The 23,534-nt window shown below is 66.7% G+C and carries 21 protein-coding genes; 14 read left to right on the plus strand and 7 right to left on the minus strand.

Annotated features, from left to right (window positions below; genetic code table 11):
- Positions 1 to 392: 392 nt before the first annotated feature.
- Positions 393 to 848 carry a recombination regulator RecX gene (recX, locus tag ACFPO9_RS22370; RefSeq protein WP_379775149.1) on the minus strand — a complete coding sequence of 152 codons (456 nt, stop codon included), beginning with the start codon at positions 846 to 848 and terminating at the stop codon, positions 393 to 395.
- Between the two features lie 18 nt (positions 849 to 866).
- Positions 867 to 1,943: a recombinase RecA gene (gene recA / locus ACFPO9_RS22375; protein ID WP_379775152.1), complete on the minus strand. Its 1,077-nt coding sequence runs from the start codon at positions 1,941 to 1,943 to the stop codon at positions 867 to 869.
- Between the two features lie 190 nt (positions 1,944 to 2,133).
- Here recA and ACFPO9_RS22380 point away from each other — a divergent pair, with 190 nt between their 5' ends.
- The 5 genes from ACFPO9_RS22380 to ACFPO9_RS22400 all read left to right on the plus strand — a co-directional run bounded on the left by ACFPO9_RS22380 (position 2,134) and on the right by ACFPO9_RS22400 (position 8,916).
- Positions 2,134 to 2,826 (plus strand): response regulator, encoded by a 693-nt coding sequence (locus ACFPO9_RS22380; RefSeq protein ID WP_230026594.1) that lies wholly within the window; start codon positions 2,134 to 2,136, stop codon positions 2,824 to 2,826.
- A complete protein-coding gene (locus ACFPO9_RS22385; RefSeq protein WP_379775155.1) occupies positions 2,823 to 4,382 on the plus strand; it encodes a sensor histidine kinase in 1,560 nt (519 codons plus the stop codon). Before ACFPO9_RS22380 ends, ACFPO9_RS22385 begins: the two co-directional genes overlap by 4 nt.
- Positions 4,372 to 4,680 carry a DUF4212 domain-containing protein gene (locus ACFPO9_RS22390; RefSeq protein WP_379775158.1) on the plus strand — a complete coding sequence of 103 codons (309 nt, stop codon included), beginning with the start codon at positions 4,372 to 4,374 and terminating at the stop codon, positions 4,678 to 4,680. The genes ACFPO9_RS22385 and ACFPO9_RS22390 overlap by 11 nt, the downstream gene beginning before the upstream one ends.
- Complete coding sequence (locus ACFPO9_RS22395) at positions 4,677 to 6,740, plus strand: sodium:solute symporter family protein (protein WP_379775160.1); 2,064 nt, start codon at positions 4,677 to 4,679, stop codon at positions 6,738 to 6,740. The genes ACFPO9_RS22390 and ACFPO9_RS22395 overlap by 4 nt, the downstream gene beginning before the upstream one ends.
- A 115-nt stretch (positions 6,741 to 6,855) precedes the next feature.
- Positions 6,856 to 8,916 carry an alpha/beta hydrolase family protein gene (locus tag ACFPO9_RS22400; protein ID WP_379775164.1) on the plus strand — a complete coding sequence of 687 codons (2,061 nt, stop codon included), beginning with the start codon at positions 6,856 to 6,858 and terminating at the stop codon, positions 8,914 to 8,916.
- A gap of 56 nt (positions 8,917 to 8,972) precedes the next feature.
- On the opposite strand, the gene purM is transcribed toward ACFPO9_RS22400, so the two are convergent.
- Entirely contained in the window at positions 8,973 to 10,016 is a 1,044-nt protein-coding gene (gene purM / locus ACFPO9_RS22405) for a phosphoribosylformylglycinamidine cyclo-ligase (protein WP_379775166.1), read from the minus strand.
- Positions 10,017 to 10,169: 153 nt separating this feature from the next.
- On the opposite strand from purM, the gene hda reads away from it, so the two are divergent.
- The 4 genes from hda to folK are packed head-to-tail and all read left to right on the plus strand — an operon-like array spanning position 10,170 to position 13,381.
- On the plus strand, positions 10,170 to 10,856 hold the full coding sequence (gene hda, locus ACFPO9_RS22410) for a DnaA regulatory inactivator Hda (protein ID WP_379775168.1): 687 nt from the start codon (positions 10,170 to 10,172) through the stop codon (positions 10,854 to 10,856).
- Complete coding sequence (locus ACFPO9_RS22415) at positions 10,853 to 11,527, plus strand: HAD family hydrolase (RefSeq protein ID WP_379775171.1); 675 nt, start codon at positions 10,853 to 10,855, stop codon at positions 11,525 to 11,527. The genes hda and ACFPO9_RS22415 overlap by 4 nt, the downstream gene beginning before the upstream one ends.
- The gene (gene pcnB, locus ACFPO9_RS22420; protein ID WP_379775174.1) at positions 11,520 to 12,908 is read left to right on the plus strand and encodes a polynucleotide adenylyltransferase PcnB; all 1,389 of its coding nucleotides are present in this window, start codon (positions 11,520 to 11,522) and stop codon (positions 12,906 to 12,908) included. The genes ACFPO9_RS22415 and pcnB overlap by 8 nt, the downstream gene beginning before the upstream one ends.
- Positions 12,905 to 13,381, plus strand: a complete 477-nt coding sequence (gene folK, locus ACFPO9_RS22425; RefSeq protein WP_379775177.1) for a 2-amino-4-hydroxy-6-hydroxymethyldihydropteridine diphosphokinase — start codon at positions 12,905 to 12,907, stop codon at positions 13,379 to 13,381. The genes pcnB and folK overlap by 4 nt, the downstream gene beginning before the upstream one ends.
- 2 nt (positions 13,382 to 13,383) lie before the next feature.
- Here the strand turns inward: folK and ACFPO9_RS22430 are convergent, their stop codons facing one another.
- On the minus strand, positions 13,384 to 14,646 hold the full coding sequence (locus tag ACFPO9_RS22430) for an arsenic transporter (RefSeq protein WP_379775179.1): 1,263 nt from the start codon (positions 14,644 to 14,646) through the stop codon (positions 13,384 to 13,386).
- A gap of 149 nt (positions 14,647 to 14,795) precedes the next feature.
- Between ACFPO9_RS22430 and panB the strand changes: the two genes are divergently transcribed.
- Together panB and thpR are read left to right on the plus strand one after the other, a co-directional pair.
- The gene (gene panB, locus ACFPO9_RS22435; protein ID WP_379775182.1) at positions 14,796 to 15,677 is read left to right on the plus strand and encodes a 3-methyl-2-oxobutanoate hydroxymethyltransferase; all 882 of its coding nucleotides are present in this window, start codon (positions 14,796 to 14,798) and stop codon (positions 15,675 to 15,677) included.
- A gap of 1 nt (position 15,678) precedes the next feature.
- Positions 15,679 to 16,185 carry an RNA 2',3'-cyclic phosphodiesterase gene (gene thpR / locus ACFPO9_RS22440; protein ID WP_379775184.1) on the plus strand — a complete coding sequence of 169 codons (507 nt, stop codon included), beginning with the start codon at positions 15,679 to 15,681 and terminating at the stop codon, positions 16,183 to 16,185.
- 78 nt (positions 16,186 to 16,263) lie between these two features.
- Here the strand turns inward: thpR and ACFPO9_RS22445 are convergent, their stop codons facing one another.
- Both ACFPO9_RS22445 and ACFPO9_RS22450 read right to left on the minus strand, forming a co-directional pair.
- A complete protein-coding gene (locus ACFPO9_RS22445; protein ID WP_379775187.1) occupies positions 16,264 to 17,421 on the minus strand; it encodes an MFS transporter in 1,158 nt (385 codons plus the stop codon).
- On the minus strand, positions 17,418 to 18,197 hold the full coding sequence (locus tag ACFPO9_RS22450; protein ID WP_379775189.1) for a DeoR/GlpR family DNA-binding transcription regulator: 780 nt from the start codon (positions 18,195 to 18,197) through the stop codon (positions 17,418 to 17,420). The genes ACFPO9_RS22445 and ACFPO9_RS22450 overlap by 4 nt, the downstream gene beginning before the upstream one ends.
- Before the next feature lie 182 nt (positions 18,198 to 18,379).
- Between ACFPO9_RS22450 and ACFPO9_RS22455 the strand changes: the two genes are divergently transcribed.
- Positions 18,380 to 19,984 (plus strand): response regulator, encoded by a 1,605-nt coding sequence (locus ACFPO9_RS22455; RefSeq protein ID WP_379775191.1) that lies wholly within the window; start codon positions 18,380 to 18,382, stop codon positions 19,982 to 19,984.
- Positions 19,985 to 20,098: 114 nt separating this feature from the next.
- On the opposite strand, the gene ACFPO9_RS22460 is transcribed toward ACFPO9_RS22455, so the two are convergent.
- Positions 20,099 to 21,424, minus strand: coding sequence for a glutamine synthetase family protein (locus ACFPO9_RS22460; protein ID WP_379775193.1), 1,326 nt, complete (start codon positions 21,422 to 21,424; stop codon positions 20,099 to 20,101).
- 196 nt (positions 21,425 to 21,620) lie between these two features.
- Between ACFPO9_RS22460 and ACFPO9_RS22465 the strand changes: the two genes are divergently transcribed.
- Complete coding sequence (locus tag ACFPO9_RS22465; protein ID WP_379775196.1) at positions 21,621 to 22,688, plus strand: sensor histidine kinase; 1,068 nt, start codon at positions 21,621 to 21,623, stop codon at positions 22,686 to 22,688.
- Positions 22,689 to 22,699: 11 nt separating this feature from the next.
- Positions 22,700 to 23,443, plus strand: coding sequence for a LytR/AlgR family response regulator transcription factor (locus ACFPO9_RS22470; protein ID WP_379775199.1), 744 nt, complete (start codon positions 22,700 to 22,702; stop codon positions 23,441 to 23,443).
- Positions 23,444 to 23,534 lie beyond the last annotated feature (91 nt).

Below are 23,534 nucleotides of genomic sequence, written 5' to 3' on the forward strand. Positions count from 1 at the left end.
CACCAATGCCGGAATGCGGCGAAAAAAGTATGCAGCCGTTGTGCCTGATGCACGTTGCCGCAGCTTCTACGGCAACAACCGCTCTTGCGGCGCTGCTTAAACCATGAAAGTTTAGCACAGGGCGCTGGCGGATGCACCCGGCTGCTGATTTTGTAGGCAGTTTTGCAAGGAAGATAAAGAGAATTGTTGTGTTCCAAGCGCACAGCGTCATTCCGCCGTTGAGGAGACGTGCCAGGGCACGTCGGCGGATGGCGCTGTGCGCTTGGGCCTCCCGCGTCTAACAAAGCCCTCATGGCGGCGTTGCTCCGTCTCGCCGTACTAACGTACTGTCTTCGACGGTGCGCCTTGCCCTGAGGGCTTTGTTAGACGCGTTAAGGATGACGCGTTGAGGATCAGGACTCGTCGTCCTCGTCCCGTCCCTGCATGGCGCTGCGGATCGCGCCCTGCGAAAAACCACGCGCCATCAGGAAGCGCATTTGTTTACTACGTTCTTCGGCGTCCTGCGGGACCCGGTCGAACTTGCGGCGCCATACTTCGCGGGCGCGGGCAACTTCGGTTTCTTTCAGGCCGGACTTGAGCTCGTCGAGATCCTCGCCCTTCACCCCATGCTGCTGGAGTTCGGCCAGCACGCGGCTGTTGCCGTAGCGGCCGGCACGCCGGTGCACCAGGGATTCGGCGAAGCGTTCCTGCGACAGCCAGTTGTTCTTTTCAAGGAAATCGAGAAGGGCTTCGACATCGTCACCCTCCTCGGCATAGCGAGACAGCTTGCGCCCCAGCTCGAGCCGGCTGTGCTCGCGCATCGAAAGGTATTTCAATGCGCGCGCTTTCAGACTAAGGACCTGCCTCACTGGGGCGCCAACAAACGCTTACTCGTCGGCAGCGGCTGCCACGGCGGCCGGCGCTTCACCGGCAGCCACTGGCGCCAGTTCGCGCACGCCCAGGGCGGCACGGACCTTGTTTTCGATCTCGCGCGCCAGGGCCGGGCGGTCTTTCAGGAACTGACGTGCATTGTCCTTGCCCTGACCGATACGCTCGCCACCGTAGCTGTACCACGAGCCCGCCTTCTCGACGATCTTGTTGTCCACGCCCAGGTCGATGATCTCGCCTTCGCGGGAAGTGCCTTCGCCATACAGGATGTCGAAGTGGGCTTCCTTGAACGGCGGCGCGATCTTGTTCTTGACGACCTTGACCTTGGTTTCGTTACCGATCACCTCGTCGCCGGACTTGATCGAACCGGTACGGCGGATGTCCATGCGCACGGAGGCGTAGAACTTCAGCGCGTTACCGCCGGTGGTGGTTTCCGGGCTGCCGAACATGACGCCGATCTTCATACGGATCTGGTTAATGAAGATCACCAGGGTGTTCGTACGGTTGATCGAGCCGGTCAGCTTGCGCAGCGCCTGCGACATCAGACGGGCTTGCAGGCCCGGCAGGGAGTCGCCCATGTCGCCTTCGATCTCGGCGCGCGGGGTCAGTGCCGCCACCGAGTCGATGACCACCAGGTCGACGCTGCCCGAGCGCACCAGCGCATCGGTGATTTCGAGGGCCTGCTCGCCGGTGTCCGGCTGCGAGATCAGCAGCTCGTCCAGCTTGATGCCCAGCTTTTGCGCATAGCCGACGTCCAGCGCGTGCTCGGCGTCGATGAAGGCGCAGGTGCCGCCCAGCTTTTGCATCTGGGCGATGGTTTGCAGGGTCAGCGTGGTTTTACCCGACGACTCCGGACCGTAGATCTCGACGATACGGCCGCGCGGCAGGCCGCCGACGCCCAGGGCGATGTCCAGGCCCAGCGAGCCGGTGGACACGGTCTGCACTTCCTCGACCGGCGCGTTGGCGTCCATGCGCATGACCGAGCCCTTGCCGAACTGCTTTTCGATCTGCGCGAGGGCTGCTGCCAGCGCCTTGCCCTTCTCTGCTGCGTTTACTGCGGATTTTTTGTCGTCCATAACTTTCTTTCTGTCCTAGAGTGAACCAAGATAAGGGCCGCTCGCGCGATTTCAATAGGAAGTACTGTATAAAATCCCAGTGGTTTTGGCAAGCGATATTTACTGCCGTTTGACGCAATCGACATGTTGCGAAAGATCACACACAATATGCAAGCAATCAGGGTCCAACCAACAACCGAGGGTAACAGAGATGCGTATTTTACTAGCCGAGGATGATAGCGTACTCGCCGATGGCCTGACGCGCTCCCTGCGCCAGTCCGGCTATGCCATCGATTGCGTCAAGAACGGCCAGGATGCCGACACCGCGCTCTCGACCCAGGAGTTCGATTTGCTGATCCTCGACCTCGGCCTGCCGAAGCTGTCCGGGCTCGACGTGCTGCGCCGCCTGCGCGCGCGCGGCTCCCTGCTGCCGGTGCTGATCCTCACCGCGGCCGACTCGATCGAGCAGCGCGTGGGCGGCCTCGACGCCGGCGCCGACGACTACATGGCCAAGCCCTTCGCCCTGTCGGAACTGGAAGCGCGGGTGCGCGCCCTGACCCGGCGCGGCCAGGGCGGCGGCTCGACCGTGATCCGCCACGGCCCGCTGGCCTACGACCAGGTCGGCCGCAGCGCCTACATCGACGACCAGATGCTGGACCTGTCGGCGCGCGAACTCGGCCTGCTCGAGATCCTGCTGGCGCGCACCGGGCGCCTGGTGTCCAAGGAACAGCTGGTCGACCACCTGTGCGAATGGGGCGAGGAAGTGTCGAACAACGCCATCGAGGTCTATGTGCACCGCCTGCGCAAGAAGATCGAAACCGGCGGCATCCGCATCGCCACCGTGCGCGGCCTGGGCTACTGCCTTGAGCGCTATTCCGACGGCGCGCGCAAGACTGCCCAGTGAGGTCCCTGAAGCGGCGCCGCGCGCCCGAGCCCGTCGCCGGCTACGACACGGCGCTCGAGCCTGCGCTTGAACCGGTGTATGTGCCGCCGCCCCCCGAGGCCGAAGAGAGCATCCAGCACTCGCTGTTCGGCGAGATCCTCGACTGGATGCTGGCGCCGCTGCTGCTGCTGTGGCCGATGAGCATCGCCATCACCTACCTGGTGGCGAAATCGATCGCCAACCAACCCTTCGACCATGCGCTGGAAGACAGCGTCACCGTGCTGGCCCAGCAGGTCAAGGAAGTGAACGGCAAGGTGGTGGCGCGCCTGCCCGGCAGCGCGCGCGACATCCTGCGCGCCGACGACGTCGACAGCGTTTACTTCCAGATCACCGGGCCGCGCAACGAAGTCATCGACGGCGACCGCGAGCTGCCGCTGCCGCCGCTGGACGACGCCGAGCGCAGCGGCCGCGTCCACTTCCGCAACGAGAGCCTGCACGGCACGCCGGTGCGGGTCGCCTATGCCTGGGTCAAGCTCCAGCCGCTGCTCGATGCCGGCGCCGCCAGTCCGGAAGCGCGCCTGGCCGTGGTGCAGGTGGCGGAGACGCTGGAAAAGCGCGCCCAGCTGGCCAACGAGATCATCAAGGGCGTGATCCTGCCCCAGTTCATCATCCTGCCCGTGATCCTGGCCCTGGTCTGGTTCGCGCTGTCGCGGGGACTGTCGCCGCTGGCCCAGCTGCAGGAGCGGATCCGCGCACGGCCGCCGGACGATCTGTCGCCCATCGATTCGCGCCAGGTGCCGGAAGAGATCTCGCCGCTGGTGGGTTCGCTGAACGACATGCTGGCGCGCCTGGCGCACACCATCGACGCCCAGAAGCGTTTCATTGCCGACGCCGCGCACCAGATGAAGACCCCGCTGGCCGGCATGCGCATGCAGTCCGAACTGGCCCTGCGCCAGGTCGATCCGGAAGAGATCCATCGCTCGCTGGAGCAGCTGGCGAAGAGTTCGGAATCGGCGACGCGCCTGGTGAACCAGTTATTGGCGCTGGCGCGCGCCGAGAACCAGCCGCATGCCGGCCTGGCGCTGGAGCCGCTCGACCTGGCGGCGCTCGCGCGCAGCGTGGTGCAGGACTGGGTGACGGCGTCCTTCGTCCACGAGATCGACCTCGGTTACGAGGACCCGGACGGCGCGCTGGAAATCGCCGGCAGCGCGATGATGCTGCGCGAGCTGCTGTCGAACCTGATCGACAATGCGTTGCGCTATACACCCGCAGGCGGCAGCGTCACCGTGCGCGTGCGCAGCGATGGCGAGCTGGCCCTGCTCGAGGTCGAGGACACCGGCCCCGGCATCGCGCCGGGCGAGCGTCCGCGCGTGTTCGAGCGCTTCTACCGCATCCTCGGCTCCAGCGCCTCCGGCTCCGGCCTCGGTCTGGCGATCGTGCGCGAGATCGCGCAGCAGCACGGCGCCGAGATCGAGATCTTCAACAACCCGCGCAGCATCCAGAAAAAATACCCGGGCAGCCTGTTCCGCCTGAGCTTCCCACCCTTACCCGCACCGCTAGAACCCGATGCCGACTGACAGCGCCTCCCCACCTCCCCCGCCGCCGCGCGAACGCATCCTCGCCGCCCGCGCCCGGCACTGGCAGCGCACGCGCCGCCTGGTCCTGGTCCTGCTGGCGCTGTGGCTGGCGACCGGCTTCGGCACCGTGTTCTTCGCGCGCGACCTGGCCCATTTGTCCGTGTTCGGCTGGCAGCTGTCCTTCTACCTGGCGGCCCAGGGCGCCTCGCTGATCTACCTGGCCATCCTCGGCGCCTACGCCTGGCGCATGCGGATTCTCGACCGCGAGTTCGTGCGCATGCTGAGGGAGGGCGCGTGAACACGCAGAAGAGCAAGAACCGCAGCTACTTCCGCCGCCTGTCGCGCTACTACCTGTGGTTCACGGCCTGCCTGGCCCTGTTCCTGGTGGCGCTCACCATCCTCGAAAACGAGGGCATGCCGCGCCAGTGGATCGGCCACCTGTACATGTTCGCCACCATCGTGCTGTACGCGATCATCGGCGTGGTGGCGCGCACCTCGAACGTGTCCGAGTACTACGTGGCGGGGCGGCGGGTGCCGGCCCTGTTCAACGGCATGGCGACGGCGGCCGACTGGATCTCGGCGGCCAGCTTCATCAGCCTGGCCGGCACCTTGTATTTGCACGGCTTCGACGCCCTGGCCTACGTGATGGGCTGGACCGGCGGCTACTGCCTGGTGGCGCTCCTGATCGCGCCCTATTTGCGCAAGTTCGCGCAGTACACGGTGCCGGACTTCCTGGCGGCGCGCTACGGCGGCAGCGACAACCGGGGCAACGTGGTGCGGGCGCTGGCGGTGAGCGCCACCATCGTGGTCTCCTTCACCTACGTGGTGGCGCAGATCTACGCGGTCGGCCTGATCGCCTCGCGCTTCACCGGCGTCGATTTCTCGGTCGGGATCTTCCTCGGCCTGGCCTCGATCCTCGTTTGCTCCTTCCTGGGCGGGATGCGCGCGATCACCTGGACCCAGGTGGCGCAATACATCATCATCCTGGTCGCCTTTTCGATTCCGACCGTGTGGCTGTCCATGAAGTTCGCCGGCAATCCGGTGCCGCAGGTGGCCTACGGCTCGGTGCTGCCCAAGCTGGCCAAGCGCGAAGCCCAGCTGGCGCGGGATCCGCGCGAACTGGAAGTGCGTGCGCATTTCCAGGCCAGGGCCGACGAATACGCGGCCCGCCTCGCCACGCTGCCGCAATCCTGGGAAGCCGGACGCATCGAGGTCCAGCGCCGCCTCGACAAGGCGCGCGCCCGCAATGCCTCGCTGGGCGAGGTGCGCAACGCCGAGCGCGAGCTGATCGCCTATCCGCGCACCGCCGACGAAGCCGCGCGCATCTGGCTCGAGCAACGCGCGGCCAACCTCGCGCGCGCCCAGCCGCCCGAGCCGCACGCCGAACCTTTCCCCGGCAAGACCAGCGAGGAGTCAAACCAGCGCCGCAACAACTTCCTGGCGCTGGTGTTCTGCCTGATGTTCGGCACCGCCGCTTTACCGCACATCCTGATGCGCGCCTACACCACGCCCTCGGTGCACGAGACCCGCGTATCCGTGTTCTGGACCCTGTTCTTCATCCTGCTGATCTACCTGACCATGCCGGCCCTGGCGGTGCTGGCCAAGTACGACATCTACACCGCGCTGGTCGGCAGCGACTTTGCCAAGCTGCCGACCTGGGTGTCCTACTGGGCCAACGTCGACAAGGCGAATCCCCTGATCAGCATCGCCGACATCAACGGCGACGGCATCGTGCAGCTGGCCGAGATCGCGATCGACGGCGACGTGCTGACCCTGGCCACGCCGGAGATCGGCGGACTGCCCTACGTGATCTCGGGCCTGGTGGCGGCCGGCGGCCTGGCGGCGGCGCTGTCGACCGCCGACGGCCTGCTGCTGGCGATCTCGAACGCGCTCTCGCACGACATCTACTTCAAGATGGTCGACCCGGGCGCCTCGACCCAGAAGCGGGTCACGATCTCGAAACTGCTGCTGCTGGCGGTGGCCTTCATCGCCGCCTACGTCGCCTCGCAGAAGCCGGCCGACATCCTTTCCCTGGTCGGCGCCGCCTTCTCGCTGGCGGGTTCAACCTTGTTTCCAGCGCTGGTGGCGGGCGTGTTCTGGAAGCGCGCCAACCAGCAGGGCGCGATCGCCGGGATGCTGGCCGGCTTCCTGGTCTGCGTCTACTACATGCTGCACACCAACCCGATCCTGGGCGGCAACGCGGACAGCGCCTGGTTCCACATCGCGCCGATCTCGGCCGGGGTGTTCGGAGTGCCGGCGGGCCTGGCGGTGCTGGCCGCGGTCAGCCTGCTCACTCCCGCGCCGCCGCGCGAGACCATCGGGCTGGTCGACCATATCCGGGCGCCGGAGGAATTGTAAAGATGTATCACGAAGGCAACGTTTTTCAGAAATGTTGCCTACAAAGAATTTACACGCTGTTATTCTTTTCGAACCGCGGCGGCGAACCTGCCGCCGCATTTCGTCAAGGATCCGCATGTACTTCCCGTCCCTGTGCCGCCGCGCCGCGCTGGCACTCCTGCTTACCCTGCCGCTCGCCGCCACCGCCGCGCCCGCTGCCTCGGCCCAGTCCGCGCCAGCCGGCAATGCCGCGGCCCCGGTCCCGCTGGCCAGCTTCTTCGACGGCAGTAGCTTCGGCGGCGCCCTGCTCTCGCCCAGCGGCCGCTACCTGGCCGCGCGTTCCGGCGCGCCCGGCCGCCGCACCGTGCTGGCCGTGATCGACCTGCAGCAAAACACGCTCAAGGTGGTGGCCGGATTCCGCGACGCCGACATCGGCCACGTCACCTGGGTGAACGACGAGCGCCTGGCCTTCGACCTGACCGACCGTGAAGTCGGCCCGCGCGACACCTACCTCGGCGCCGGCCTGTTCGCGGTCAACCGCGACGGCAGCAACATGCGCCAGCTGGCCGACCGCCGCGGCGAGGAATTCGTCAGCGAGGCCGGCAGCTTTGCGGCGAAGAAGATCCTGCCCTGGTCCACCTTCCTGATGGGCGAGGACGGCGCCCAGGATTCGGAATGGCTGTACGTCACCAGCTACGACTTCGACGACGACGATGGCCATGTCCGCAACGTCAACCTGCTGCGCCTGAACACCCTGACCGGGCAAAGCAGCGTGGTGCAGCGCCCGGCGCGCGTGGACGGCTGGATGCTCGACCACCAGGGCAAGCCGCGCCTGGCCATGGGCCACGAGCGCGACCAGACCACCCTGTATTACCTCGACCCGGCCAACGACAAGTGGCGCGCCCTGGTCAGCTACCAGTCCTTCACCGGCAGCAAGGGCGGCTTCACCCCGCTCGGCTTCGGCGCCGACGGCACGCTGTACGTGACCGCGCGCCGCGGCAAGGACACCCTGGCGCTGTACGCCTTCGATTACCAGGCCGGCAAGGTCCAGGACGAGCCCCTGATCGAGACCCAGGGCTACGATTTCACGGGCGACCTGGTCGCCAACCGCGCGAAGCTGCTGGGCGTGCGCTACGAAACCGATGCCCAGGCCAGCATCTGGTTCGACCCGGCCATGAAGGCCTTGCAGGAGAAGATCGACAAGCTGCTGCCTTCCACCGTGAACATGGTCTCGGTGGCCGCAAGCCCGGACGCACCCTGGGTACTGGTACGTTCCTACTCCGACGTGCAGCCCGCCGTCTACATGCTGTACAACGTGCAGAGCGGGAAGCTGAACAAGGTCGGCGAAGCCCGTCCCGCCATCGACACGCGCCGCATGGCCAGCCAGGAAGTCCTGCGCTACAAGGCGCGCGACGGCCTGGAGATCCCGGCCCTGCTGACCATCCCGGCCGGCACCCCGAAAGGCGCGAAGCTGCCGATGGTAGTGCTGGTGCACGGCGGCCCTTATGTGCACGGCAGCAGCTGGGGCTGGAGCGCGCAGACCCAGTTCCTGGCCTCGCGCGGCTATGCGGTGCTGGAGCCGGCATTCCGCGGCTCGACCGGCTTCGGCGCGCGCCACTTCAGGGCCGGCTGGAAGCAGTGGGGCCTCAAGATGCAGGACGATATCGCCGACGGCACGCGCTGGGCCATCGCCAAGGGCATCGCTGATCCGAAGCGCATCTGCATCGCCGGCGCCAGCTACGGCGGCTACGCGACCCTGATGGGCCTCGTCAAGGATCCCGACCTGTACCGCTGCGGCGTCGACTGGGTCGGCGTCACCGACATCCAGCTGCTGTACGACGGCCACTGGAGCTTTAAATCGGACATGAGCGACGAGTGGAAGTCGTACGGGATGCCGGAGATGGTCGGCGACCCGGTCAAGGATGCGGCGCAGCTGGCCGCCACCTCGCCGCTGCAGCAGGCCGCGCGCATCACGCAGCCGCTGCTGATGGCCTATGGCGGCGTCGACCACCGTGTGCCGATGTACCATGGCCGCAAGTTCTACGACGCCGTCACCAAAACCAACAAGCAGGTCGAATGGATCGAGTACCAGGACGAAGGCCACGGCTGGTCGCTGCCGAAGAACCAGATCGATTTCTGGGGCCGCGTCGAGACCTTCCTCGACAGGCATATCGGCAAGGACGCCGTGATACAGTAAGGCAACAAAAAAGGCGCCTGGTAAAAACAGGCGCCTTTTTTATCGTTTCCAGCCTCTCAGTTGACGATGGTCTGGGCCTCGCCCTCGGCGCGGGCGCGGATTTCGCCGATGCGGTAGACGGTCTCGCCGGCTGCCTGCAGCTGGGCCATGGCGGCGTCCGCGTTCTCTTTCGAGACGATCACGGTCATGCCGATGCCGCAGTTGAACACGCGGTGCATCTCGGCGTCGGCCACGCCGCCATGCTGCTGCAGCCACTGGAACAGCGGCGGCATGGTCCACGACTTGGCATCCAGCACGGCGGTCAGGCCATCCTGCAGCACGCGCGGGATGTTCTCGACCAGGCCGCCGCCGGTGATGTGCACCAGGCCCTTCACTTCCATCGACTGCATCAGGGCCAGCAGCGGCTTGACGTAGAGGCGGGTCGGCGCCATCAGCACGTCGGCCAGCTTGCGGCCGTGGAAGTCGGCGTCCAGGTCCGGCTTGGCGACGTCGATGATCTTGCGCACCAGCGAGTAGCCGTTCGAGTGGATGCCCGAGGATGCCAGGCCCAGCACGACGTCGCCAGGGGTGATTTTAGAGCCGTCGATGATCTGCGATTTTTCCACGGCGCCGACGGCGAAGCCCGCCAGGTCGTATTCGCCGTCCGGGTACATGCCCGGCATTTCGGCGGTTTCGCCGCCCAGCAGCGCGCAGCCGGACTGTTCGCAGCCCAGGGCGATGCCTTTCACCACGGCGGTGGCGGTGGCGACGTCCAGCTTGCCGCAGGCGAAGTAGTCGAGGAAGAACAGCGGCTCGGCGCCCTGCACCAGGATGTCGTTGACGCTCATGGCGACCAGGTCGATGCCGACCGTATCGTGGCGGTTCAGCTCGAAAGCCAGGCGCAGCTTGGTGCCGACGCCGTCGGTGCCGGACACCAGGACCGGCTCCTTGTACTTCTTGCTGATCTCGAACAGGCCGCCGAAACCACCGATGCCGCCGAGCACTCCTTCGCGCATGGTGCGCTTGGCAAACGGTTTGATCGCTTCGACCAGGGCATCGCCGGCATCGATATCGACACCGGCATCGCGGTAGGAGAGAGAAACATTAGACGGTTGGCTCATGATATTTGGCAGCGGAGGCGGTAAAATAGATAGCGGTGAATCAACTGAACGCACCCGCGTCACTGCCGGGAACGGCCAACTGGTCAATCCGCTATTTTAGCAATAACAAGAAGAAGATGCCTTTTTTCCCTCTGCCCGGATGAGATGCAAGCCATGAAACAGCTGGTGCTCGATTTAGGCGCGGCCGACCCGGCGCAAAGCCTCGACACCTTCCAGATAGGAGCGAATGCCGAAATGGCGCACTTGATGCACCAGTTCGCGCAACGCGCCTCGCGCGAGCATTTCTGCTATCTGTGGGCCGAAACCGGCGCCGGCAAGACCCACATCCTGCACGGCCTGGCCGCCACGCCCGGCTCGCGCTACATCGCCGCCGACGCAAGCGCCAAGGAATTCACGTACACGCCGGACATCAGCCTCTACCTGGTCGACGACATCAACCGCCTGTCGCCCAAGCGCCAGATCGACGCCTTCGCCCTGTTCAACCAGGTGCGCGAGCACGGCGCCTACATGGTCTGCGCCGGCCCGGTGCCGCCGGCCGTGCTGCCGGTGCGCGAAGACCTGCGTACCCGCATGGGGTGGGGCCTGGTGTACCAGATCCACGGCCTGTCGGACGACGAGAAGATCGCCGCCCTCACCCAGGCCGCCGAGGCGCGCGGTTTGACGCTGTCGGCCAGCGTGTTACCCTATTTGCTGTCCCATTTCAAGCGCGACATGCGCTCCCTGTCGACCATGCTGGACGCCCTCGACCAGTATTCGCTCGAGACCCAGCGCCCGGTCACGCTGCCCCTGTTGCGTGACCTGCTGCTGCAGGGAAACCCGCAAAACGATGTAAAAGAATGAGCAATCTCGCGCTGTTTGACCTCGACCATACGCTGCTGCCGATCGACTCCGACTTCGAGTGGGGCCAGTTCCTGGTGCGGAACAAGGTCGTCGATTGCGATGCCTACCAGCGCCGCAACGAAGAATTCTTCGCCCAGTACCAGGCCGGCACCCTCGACCCGGTCGAGTACCTGGAATTCGCCCTCGGCACCCTGGCCGGCTTCGAGCCCGCCCATTTGCAGGACCTGCACGCGCAGTACATGCGCGACGTGATCGAACCGGCCATCAAGCCGAAGGCCGTCGAGCTGCTGAAGCGCCATCTGGACGCCGGCGACCTGGTCGCCATCATCACCGCCACCAACGGCTGGCTGACGGCGCCGATCGCCCGCGCGCTGAACGTGGAACACCTGATCGCGGCCCGCCCGCACCTGGACGAACGCGGCCACCCGACCGGGAGGCTAGCAGGTACCCCGACCCAGGGCCACGGCAAGGTCGTGCACATGCATGCCTGGCTGGAAGGCCTGGGCAAACCCTTCAACACGTTCGAGCGTAGTTGGTTCTACAGCGATTCGCACAACGATATCCCGCTGCTGTCCGTCGTCTCGCACCCGGTGGCGACCAATCCGAGCGCCAGACTGGCCGAACACGCAAGCACCCACGGCTGGCCTTTACTTCACCTGTTCAATGATTAAAAAATTCATCCGCAAGATCCTTGGCGTGAAAGACGAGCGCGACCCCACCCAGCCCGTGATCCTCGGCGCTGAAGAGCATGGCATCGACCCGAAGCTGCTCTCTCCCAATGCGGTGCGCGTCACCCAGACCCTGCAGGAAGCCGGTTTCAAGGCCTTCGTGGTCGGCGGCGCCGTGCGCGACCTGCTGCTGGGCGTGAAGCCGAAAGACTTCGACATCGCCACCGACGCCACGCCGGAAGAAGTCAAGAAGCTGTTCCGACGCGCCTTCATCATCGGCCGCCGCTTCCAGATCGTGCACGTGATGTTCGGCCAGGAGCTGCTGGAGGTGACCACCTTCCGCGGCAACGCCGTCAACAACAACGCACCGAAGGACGAACACGGCCGGGTCCTGCGCGACAATAACTTCGGCCCCCAGCACGAAGACGCCGAGCGGCGCGACTTCACCATCAACGCCATGTACTACGATCCGGCCACGCAGTCGGTGCTCGACTACCACGGCGGCATCGAGGACATCCGCGCCAGGATCCTGCGCATCATCGGCCAGCCGGAAGCGCGCTACCGCGAAGACCCGGTGCGCATGCTGCGCGTGGTGCGCTTTGCGGCCAAGCTGCAGTTCACGATCGAGCCGGCCACCCGCGCCCCGATCCCGGTGATGGCCCCGCTGATCAACAATGTGCCGGCCGCGCGCGTGTTCGACGAGATGCTGAAGCTGCTGCAGTCCGGCCACTCGCTGGCCTGCCTGAAGGAGCTGCGCGCCTCCGGCCTGCACCACGGCCTGCTGCCGCTGCTGGACGTGGTGCTGGAACAGCCGATCGGCATGAAGTTCGTGACCCTGGCGCTGGAATCGACCGACGCCCGCGTCCGCGCCGGCAAGGGCGTCTCGGCCGGCTTCCTGTTCGCCTCCCTGCTGTGGCACCAGGTGCTGGAAAAGTGGAACGCCTACCGCGCCGCCAATGAAGCGCCGATCCCTGCCCTGCACCTGGCCGCCGACGACGTGCTCGACAACCAGACCGACTCGCTGGCCCTGCAGCGCCGCATCGCCACCGACATGCGCGACATCTGGGCCATGCAGCCGCGCTTCGAACGCCGCACCGGCAAGGCGCCGTACAAGCTGCTGGAGCATCCGCGCTTCCGCGCCGGCTTCGACTTCCTGCTGCTGCGCTGCGAATCGGGCGAGCTCGATGCGGAGCTGGGCAACTGGTGGGCCACCTTCTATGCCGGCGACATCGCCGAGCGCGAACGCCTGATCAACACCGCCCGCGAACCGGCCGGCGCCGACAAGAAGAAGCGCCCGCGCCGCCGCGGCCCGCGCAAGACCGGCGAGGACGGCGGGGTCCAGCACGACGCCGGCGTCCAGGCTGCGGGCACCGACGACGAATGAGCGCCTGGGTCGGCATCGGCGCCAACCTGGGCGATGCGCACGCCAACGTCCTCGATGCGCTGGACCGCCTGGCCTGGGTGCCCGGGGTGCGCCTGCTGCGCGCGTCCTCGCTGTACCGCACCGCGCCCATCGATTCCTCGGGCGCGGATTACGTCAACGCGGTGGCCGAACTCGACACCTCGCTGAGCCCCCGCGCCCTGCTGGCCGCGCTGCACGGCATCGAGCAGGCCCACGGCCGCGAGCGCCCCTACCGCAATGCCCCGCGCACCCTCGACCTCGACCTGCTGCTGTATGACGACGAGGTCATCGCTGACGCTCCCGCGCTTCTTGTGCCGCACCCGCGCATGCACGAGCGCGCCTTCGTGCTGGCGCCGCTGGCCGAGCTGGCGCCGGGGCTGGCGATTCCCGGCCGCGGCCGCGTGGCGGATTTGCTGCCCGGCGTGGCGGACCAGGCCATCGAAAGGCTGCGCTAGTTTCAGCTGAAGGCGACGGCCCAGAGGCAGGGCAAGAGCGCCAGCGGCATCACGATTGCGCCGACTTTCAGGAACTGCCAGAAGCCGACCTCGATCCCCTCGCGCCGCAGCACGGTGAGCCACAGGACGGTCGCCAGGGAACCGGTGACGGACAGGTTGGGCCCGAGATTGATGCCGATGAGGGTCGCGGCGCTCACATTCGGCGCCGCGTGGCTGGCCGCCATGGTCGCGCCGGCGATCAGGCCGGCGGGCAGGTTGTTCGCAATATTCGACACCAGCGCCGTTGCGATGCCGGCCGCCCAGGCGCTCCACGCCGGCGCCGTCGCGTGCAGCTGTTCCAGCATGCGCGCCAGCGCGTCGGCGACACCGATCTTCGACAGCGCCGCCACCAGCACGAACAAACCCCCGACCAGCGGCAGGACCGACCAGGACATCTCGCGCGCCGCGCTCAGCGCCGCCGGACGGGCGCGCAGGAACACGACCACGAAGGTGGCGAGGCCGGCCGCGAAGCTGGGCCAGCCCAGGTCGATCCCGCGGCTCGAGGCCACCAGCAGCAGCACGGCCATCAGGCCGATCCCGCCCGCCACGGTTTTCGCGTCCCCCGACAGCGGCGGGACTTCGGCGTCCTCGTTCAGGCGCAGTTTCAAGTCGGCGCGCTGGGTCCAGTACAGGGCGGCGAAGGTGACGGCGATCGCGATGGCGGAAGGCAGCAGGAACAGCCGCAACCAGTCCAGCAGCGGCGGCATCCGGCTGGCGTACACCACCAGGTTGGCGGGATTGGAGACGGGCAGGACGAAGCTCGCGGCATTGGCAATCAGGGCGCAGGCGAACAAGTGAGGCAGGGGACGCTCGAGCTTCGCCGCCCGCGCGGCCGCCAGCACCGCGGGCGTCAGCACGACCGCGGTCGCATCGTTCGACATGAAGGTCGTGACGAGGATGCCGACCGCGTACACGATGCAGAACAGGCGGCTGGCGGCCCCCCTGGCCCAGCCCACCGCGTGCGCCGCGATCCAGTCGAACAGCCCCGTGATACGCGCCATCTCGGCAATCAGCATCATCCCGATCAGGAACAGATAGACGTCCGTGCCCTGCCCGACCGCGCGCGCAAGCTCGGCCAGTTCCACCTGTCCGGTCAACAGTAACAGTAGCGCACCCAGCACCGCCCACCAGGCTTCCGCGACCCGGAACGGCCGGACCAGCACGCCGGCGGTGGACAGCAGGGCGATCGGTAATACCACGGCGGGAGAGAGCGGAAGCTGTAACATCGGGGCGGCCTGAGTCGGGGGTAGCGCATTGTACTAGGCCAGCCACCCGCGGGCAGGCGGGCAAAAATCCCGTACTGGCATTACACTACGCCGTCGGCGCGCCATGGCTGCAGCCGGCAGGCTTTTTTACGATCTACAAAGGAAAAACGATGAGCGGATATTTGCAGGGCAAGGACATGGCGGCACCGGGCGCGGACAGCGGAGCGCAGGCGCCGGTTGCGGCCCCGGCGAAACCAGTCCCGATGGCCGTGACCATTCCGTCGCTGCGCGCCATGCGCGCGGCCGGCCAGAAGATCGCCATGCTCACCTGCTATGACGCCAGCTTCGCCTCGCTGATGGACCGCTGCGGCGTCGAGATCCTCCTGATTGGCGACTCGCTCGGCATGGTCTGCGCCGGCTACGATTCGACCCTGCCGGTGACGGTGGCCGACGTCGCCTATCACACGGCCTCCGTGGTCCGCGGCCGCAAGAACGCGCTGGTGCTGGCCGACCTGCCCTTCGGCAGCTACGGCACCAAGGAGCAGGCCTACGACAGCTGCGCGACCCTGATGCGCGCCGGCGCCCAGATGATCAAGATCGAAGGCGGCGCCTGGCTGGCCGAAACCGTGCGCTTCCTGGTCGAGCGCGGCATCCCGGTGTGCGCCCACATCGGCCTGACCCCGCAATTCGTCCACCAGCTGGGCGGCTACAAGGTGCAGGGCAAGACCAGCGAAGGCGCCGACCAGCTCAAGCGCGATGCGCAAGCGCTGCAGGATGCCGGCGCGGCCATCGTGCTGCTGGAAGCGGTGCCGGCGGCGCTGGGCAAGGAAGTGACGGAGATGCTGCAGGTGCCGACCATCGGCATCGGCGCCGGTCCGGACTGCACCGGCCAGGTGCTGGTGATGCACGACCTGCTGGGCGTCTTCCCGGGCCGCAAGGCGCGCTTCGTGAAGAACTTCATGGACGGACAAACCAGTATCGACGCCGCGGTGTCGGCCTATGTGACGGCGGTGAAGGACGGCAGCTTCCCGGCGCCGGAACACTGCTTCTGAGATGGACACCACGCGCCTGTTCCTCGCGCTCTGGCCCGATGCGGCCGTGCGCGAGCAGCTGCGCGCATGGCGCGACTTGTGGGACTGGCCGCGCGGCGCTTCGCCGGTCCATACCGGCAAGCTGCACATGACCTTGCACTTCCTCGGCAACCAGCCCTGCGATGCCGTGCCTGCGCTGCTGGATGGCCTGGCCGTGCCCTTCTCGCCGTTCCGCCTGCAGCTTGGCGTGGCCGAGTTGTGGCATGGCGGGATTGCGGTGCTGGCGCCTTCCTCCGTGCCGCAAGAGCTGATCGATTTGCATGCGGCCTTGTCGGGCGCCTTGCCTGGTGTGGGACTGCAGCCGGAGGCGCGGGATTATCGGCCGCATGTGACCATGGCGCGGCGGGCTGGCCGGGTGGAGATTCCTGCGAATGGGCCGTCGATTGACTGGCCGATTGACCACTACACGCTGGTCGAGTCCAAGACTGGTGATGGCAGCGGTTATACCGTGCTGCGCGAATACAGGTAACGATGTCCGCGTGGGCTTGGGGAGCCCACCCTACGATTACGCTGCCGTAGGGTGGGCACACCGTGCCCACGTTGCACATTACCCCTTCACGGCCCGCGCATTCGCCGCGATCACGATGCCGGATATCGACAGGATCCCCAGCGCCACCGCGATATTAGTATGCGCCGCCACCGACCCGATCAAGGGTGGCGCCAGCAGCAGCCCCGCATAACCCAGCGTCGCCACCGTCGCCAGCCCGCCGCCGGCCGACATCCCCGGCGTGCGCGCGGCGGCCGAGAAAATCAGCGGCACCACGTTCGCCGCCGACAGGCCGATCAGCGCAAAGCCGCAGGCCGACAGCACGAACTGGGTGCTGAGCACCGCCAGCATCAGGCCGCAGAACATGCCCAGGCCGCCCGCCACCATCACCCGCATCGGGCCGAAGCGCAGCACCAGGCGGTCGCCGGCGAAGCGGCAGGCCGCCATCGCCACCGAAAAGGCCGAGTAGCCGAAGGCCGCCGACGCCGGATCGGCCTTGGTCCGCCCGGTCAGCAGCAGCGCGCTCCAGTCGACCAGCGCGCCTTCGACGGCGAAGCACAGCAGGCCGAGCAAGCCGAGGAACAGCGCCGGCCCGCGCGGCAGCGCGAAGTGGCTCTCGTGCTTCGCCGCCGCCACTTTCAGCACGAAGGGCGCGCACAGGGCGACGACAAGCGCGATGACGACACCCGCCATCAGCGCGCCGCGGCCGTCGCCCAGCCCGGCGCCGATCAGCATCCCGCCCAGCGCCGCGCCGGTCAAGCCGCCCAGGCTGAAGAAGCCGTGGAAAGAGGACATGGTCGGGATTCCGCGCGCGGTCTCGACCTCGCTGGCGTTGGCGTTCATCGACACGTCCAGCACGCCGTTGCTGGCGCCGAAGGCGAAGGCCGCCAGGAACAGGGCCGGCAGGCCGTCGGCGTTCATCAGCACCGCGGTCGTGATGGCGAACAGGAAGGCGCTTACCAGGGCCACCGTGCGCGTGCCCCAGCGCCCCGCGAGCCAGCCCGACAAGGGCATCGCCGCGATGGCGCCGCCGGCGATGGTCAGCAGCAGCAGGCCGAGCACGCCGGTGTCGATGCCGGCGCGCGCCTGCACCAGCGGCACGTGGGCGGCCCACAGGCCGATGCCGGCGCCGTTCAGCAGGAAGATGGTGGAGATGGCCCAGCGCGCCCTGTCGACCGTGCCGGTGCCGGCTGGTTGGAGATTCTCGGCCGGTTTCATGGTTTGACTTTCGCTGCGAGCTTGATGTCGGGGGTGGGGTCGAGCTGCCGCAGCCGCTCCAGCACCTCGGGCGGGCAGGCGGCTTCCAGCACCAGCTGGTCGACTTCGCCCAGGGGCGCAATCAGGAAGGGCGCCGGCGCTTCCAGGCGTTCGTTGAGCGCCGCGACCACGCGCCGGCTGGCGGCGGCCAGCATGGCCCGCTTGACGGCGGCTTCCTCGGCATCGCTCGCGCCCAGCCCGCGATCGGCCTCGACGCTGCAGACGCCGACCACGGCCAGGTTCACGCGCAGCCTGCGGATCTCGTCCACGGTCTGCGCGCCCAGCACGGCGCCGGCATGGCCGGCATAGATCCCGCCCAGCAGGATGACCCTGGTCTTGCGCAGCTCGCCCAGCGCCAGCGCGATCTGCGGGCTGTTGGTGATGATGGCCGCGGCGCGCCCGTCTTCGAGCAGGCGGGCGAAGGCCAGGTTGGTGGTGCCGGCGTCGACCAGTACGGTATCGCCGGGGCGTACCGCCTCGCACAGCGCCTGGGCCAGCATCGCCTTGCGCGCGCCGGCGTCGTCGACGCGCTGGCCGAAGCTGGGCTCGGCCCGCGTGCGCCGCATCGCGCCGCCGTGCACGCGACGCAGCAGGCCGGCGGCGTCGAGCTCGCGCAGGTCGCGCCGGATCGTGTCCTCGGAGGTCTGGAAACGCAGCGCCAGCTCGGCAGCCAGCACCTTGCCCTGCTGGTCCACCATGTCGACGATCCGTTGCCGACGCTCTTCCGCTAACTGCATACCTGTCCTTCGTTTGTTCGATGGATCATCTTACACGTTTACGCATAAACCAGCACATACATGCAAATTTTAAGCATGTTCATGCGTATTCTGCATGCATATTGACAACAAATCAGGCACTGCTAGTTGGTTGGGAGCGGTTTCGTTGTTACACTCGGCCAATAGAAAAAGAGTTAAAAATCATGGACAAGTCCGCCTCCATTCTGATCGTCGACGACTACCTCTTGATCCGCACCGCGGTGCGCCAGGTGCTCACGGAACTCGGCTTCATCAATATCTTCCAGGCCGAGAACGGCAAGACCGCGCAGGACCTGATGCGTAAACAACCGATCGACATCGTGATCGGCGACTGGAGCATGCCGATCATGAGCGGCATCGAGTTGCTGGGCTGGATGCGCAAGGACGCGCGCTACGCCAGGACCCTGTACATGATGCTGACCGCCGAGTCGAATCCGGCCTCGGTGCGCAGCGCGCTGCAGGCGGGCGTCAGCGCCTACATGATCAAGCCCTTCACGGTGCACAGCTTCGCCAGCAAATTCATGGCGATGATCGGCTCGCCCCAGGAAGCGCCTGCCTTGCCCTTCCAGCGCGCGGCCGCGCCCGCGAAGCCCGCCCCTGCCCCTTCAGCTGCACCGGCGCCGGCGCCCGCCCCGCTGGCCGCGCCGCTCGACACCGGCGCCCATGTGATCGGCCTGCAGCAGCCGCTGGCGGAACGCATCAAGAAGAGCACAGTGCTGATCGTCGACGACGTGCCGACGAATATCGAGATCCTGGCCGGCGCCCTGAAGGACGAGTACGCGATCAAGGTGGCCATCAGCGGCCGCAAGGCGATCGAGATCGCCAACAGCTTCCAGGTCGACCTGATCCTGCTCGACATCATGATGCCGGTGATGGATGGCTTCGAGACCTGCCGCGAGCTGAAGGCGAACCCGAAGACGGCCGGCATCCCGATCATCTTCCTGTCGGCGAAGGACGCGGTCGACGACGTGGTCGGCGGCCTGCGCCTGGGCGCGGTCGACTACGTATCGAAACCGGCCGACCCGACCATCCTGAAGGCGCGCATCGCGACCCACCTGACGCTGGCCGCGGCCACCGCCGACCTGCAGCGCCAGAACGCGCTGCTGGTGGAGAATGCCCACCTGCGCGAGGACGTCGAGCGCATGACCCGCCACGACCTGAAAAGCCCGCTGGCCGTCGCCCTGCACGGCAGCCAGGCCTTGCAGGACTCCGCGCTGACCGACAGCCAGCGCGAGCACGCGCGCATGATCGAGATGGCGGCGAATAACGCCCTCGAGATGATCAACCGCACGCTCGACATCTACCGCATGGAAAAGGGCGAGTACCAGCCGGCGCTGCAAGCCTTCGACCTGGGCGCCCTGCTCGAGCGCGTGGCCCAGCAGACCCGCCTCGCCTTCGCGCCCAACCAGATCGACATCCGCTTTGCGGCGCCTGGCGACACCAGCTGCCTGGGCGAACCGCTGCTGTGCTACTCGATGTTCTCGAACGCCTTCAAGAACGCGGCCGAGGCCTCGCCGGAAGGCGGCGTCATCAAGGTGGACGTCTCGCCGGGCTACGGCAGCCTGCACGTGGTGATCGACAACGAGGGCGAGGTGCCGCTGACCATGCGCGGACGCTTCTTCGAGAAGTATGCGACCGCCGATAAGGAAGATGGGGCCGGGTTGGGGACCTACTCGATTCGCTTGATGGCCGAGGTGCAGGGTGGCGGGGCGGCGATGGATACGGGGGATGGGCACACCCGGTTGACGATCACCCTCCCCTGCGTGTAACCGTCATTCCCGCGAAGGCGGGAATCCAAGTTCGTCGCGGGCCGATAGCACGTGCTAACACGCCACACGCAAACTTGGGTCCCCGCCTGCGCGGGGACGACGGTCTCGAAGCCGTCATACCAGCAGCATCAGATGCTCCCGCTCCCAGGAACTGATCACCCGCGAAAACGTCGCAAACTCCAGCTCCTTCACCTCGCAAAACGCCGCCACGAACAGCGGCCCCAGCATCTCCGCCAGCGCCGGACAGCCGCGCAGCTTGAAGATCGCATCCTCCAGGTTGCGCGGCAGTTCGCCATGCACGTGCTCCGCGCTTTCCGCCGTCGGCGGCGCCGGCTGCAAGCCTTCCGTCATGCCCAGCCAGCCGCAGGCCAGGGTCGCCGCCATCGCCAGGTAGGGATTCACGTCCACGCCCGGCACGCGGTTCTCGACCCGGCGGTTGAGCGGCGTGGAATTCGGCACGCGGATGCCGCAGGTACGGTTGTCGTAGCCCCAGTGCACGTTCATCGGCGCCGACTGGAAGCGCGACAGGCGGCGGAAGGAATTGACATGGGGCGCGAACAATAAGGTCGCTGGCGGCACGTATTTTTCCAGCCCGCCGATGAATTGACGGAACAGCGTGCTTTCGCTGCCGTCCTCGTTCGAGAACATATTGCGTCCACTAGCAATGTCTACCACGCTCTGGTGCACGTGCATGGCACTGCCCGGCTCGGTCTCCATCGGCTTGGCCATGAAGGTGGCGAAGATGCCGTGCCGCAGCGCCGTCTCGCGCACGGCGCGCTTGAACAGGAAGACGCGGTCGGCCAGCTCGAGCGCATCGCCGTGCGTAAAATTGATTTCCATCTGGCCGGCGCCGGCTTCGTGGATCAAGGTCTCGACGCCCAGCTCGTGCTGCTTGCAGAAGGCCGACAGCTCGAGAAAAAAGGGATCGAAATCGTTGACCGCGTCGATCGAGTAGGACTGGCGGCCCTGCTCCGTGAAGCCGCTGCGGCCGGTCGGCGGGCTCAGGGGCTCGTGCGGGTTCAGGTTGCGCGCGACCAGGTAGAACTCCATCTCGGGCGCCACCACCGGCTTCCAGCCGCGCTCGCGGTAGCTTTCCAACACGCGCCGCAGCACCGAGCGCGGCGCCAGGCCGACCGGGCTGCCGTCGAAGTTCTGGCAATCGTGGATCACGCAGGCGACCCGCTCGGTGGCCCAGGGGACGACGCGGATCGTTGCCGGGTCGGGCACGCAGACCATGTCGGGATCGATGGCGCCGACGTAGGGCGTGTTGTTGGGCTGCTCGCCGTGGACCGTGTTCAGCAGCACGCTCTTGGGCAAGCGCATGTGCTCGCCGGACAGGAACAAGTCTTTCGGAATGATCTTGCCGCGTGCGATGCCGGTCATGTCCGCGATGACGCACTCGACCTCGTGGATATTGTGTTCGCGCAGAAAAGCGCGCATGTCATCGCTGCCTGCTTCAGCCATCAAACTCCCCGCTTGCCCTGCTGCGAGCTACGCAGTACAGCCGAATATAGCACCGCCCCCGAAGCTGCTGCGCGCCAATGGTTCCAGGCCGATCCCGCAATTCGTTGCACGAAATCCGCAGTTGGCGTCATGGGCATCGCTCTGGCCCGGCTTATGCGCCATACTTTCCGTTATGGAACTGACCACCACACACCACGACATCCCGACCGGCCGCATGTGGCGCCTGTATGCGCTGGGCTGGCTTGCCTACCTGTGCCTGCTGATCATGGCGCTGCAAGTCGACGATCTGCGCGCCGGCCGTTTCAATTGGGCCGTGATCGGCCAGGCCATGTGGACCGCACCGCAGGCATGCATCCTTGCCCTGCTGTGGCCGCTGAGCGGCTGGCTTGAGCGGAAGCGCCCCCGGCCCGTGCTGGAATTCCTGCTGCATGCGTTCAATGCCTGTTTCTACGCCATCGGTTCCTATGCCCTGCTGTTCCTGGTGACCGGATTGAAGCAGGCGCTGTCCTGGTATGTCTGGCCCGTCCTGTACGGCATCATGAGCTATGGGGTGATCGCCACCATGTTCCACCTGGTGCGCGTGAACCATGCCCGGCAGCGCCAGGCCATCGCCATCCAGCAGGCCCACACCCTGCTGGTCGCCTCCGAGCTGAACGCGCTACGCAACAAGCTGAACCCGCACTTCCTGTTCAACACCCTGCACTCCATCATCGCGCTGACGCGCCGCAATCCGGAGGCTGCGGAGACGGCCCTCTTCCAGTTCTCCGACATGCTGCGCTACGTGCTCGACACCGAAAAGAGCGGCAGCGACCGCGTGACGCTGGAAGACGAACTGCGCTTCGTGCGCGACTACCTCGAGCTGGAAAGCCTGCGCCTGGGGCCGCGCCTGAAGATCGAGTGGGAGCTCGACATGGACGCCGCCGGCCTGCCGCTGCCCGCGCTGTCGCTGCAGCCGCTGGTCGAGAACAGCATCAAGCACGCCTTCAATCCGCATAGCCGTCCCGGCCTGCTGCGCATCCGCACCCGCGTCGACGATGCGGCGCAGGCCCTGACCATGAGCGTGGGCGACGACGGTCCGGGCGCCGACCTCGCCGCCGTCAGGGCGTCGAACGGCCTGGGCATCCGCACCGTCGAACGGCGCCTGCAGCTGGCGTACGGCGAGCGGGGCGGGCTGGCGATCGCCACCGCGCCCGGCGCCGGCTTCACGGTCACGATGTCGATCCCGCTGCAACCTGCCTGAGAGAGCTTTCATTGGACACCAAAACCGTATTCATCGCCGAGGACGAACCGCTGGCCCGCGACCTGCTGCGCGACGCCATCTACGCCCATCCGGCCCTGCGCCTGGTGGGCGAAGCCGGCGACGGCGCGTCTGCCCTCGAGCAGATCGAGCGCATCCGCCCGGACGTCGTCTTCCTGGACATCCAGATGCCGGAGATGACCGGCCTGGAAGTGCTGCGCCGCCTGAGCTGCACGCCCGCCATCGTGTTCACCACGGCCTACGACCAGTACGCGGTCACGGCCTTCGAGCTGAACGCCGTCGACTACCTGTTGAAGCCTTTTACGCGCGCCCGCTTCGATGCCGCCGTGGCGCGCCTGCTGGAGTCGCCCACGCCGCCGCGCGCCATCGTCGACGCCGCGCTGGAGCAGGCGGCCCAACGCGCGCCGAAGCCCCTGGAACGCATCCTCGTGCGCGACCGCGGCCGCATCTTCCCGCTGTCGCTGAACGAGATCGAATACCTGAAGGCCGACTCCAAATACACGGCCATCGCGGCGCGCGGACAGACCTTCCTGGTGCGGATCGGGATCTCGGAACTGGAGGTGCAGCTGGACCCGGCGCGCTTCATCCGGGTGCACCGCTCGGCGCTGGTGAACCTGGATTTTGTCGATTCGATGCGGGCGGACGATCAGTCGCAGCTGGTGATCCAGATGCGGGATGGGGTGGTGTTGACGGCGAGCCGGGAGGCGTCGAAGGTGCTCAGGGAGATGGCGATCTGATCGTCGTTCCAGCGCCCTTTACTCGTCGTCCCCGTACATGGACGCCCCCTTTTGTGCAAGCGTTCATTACAGTTTGGCCGTGAGGTTATAG

The organism is Massilia aerilata (assembly GCF_042656905.1).
Taxonomy (GTDB): domain Bacteria; phylum Pseudomonadota; class Gammaproteobacteria; order Burkholderiales; family Burkholderiaceae_D; genus Telluria; species Telluria aerilata.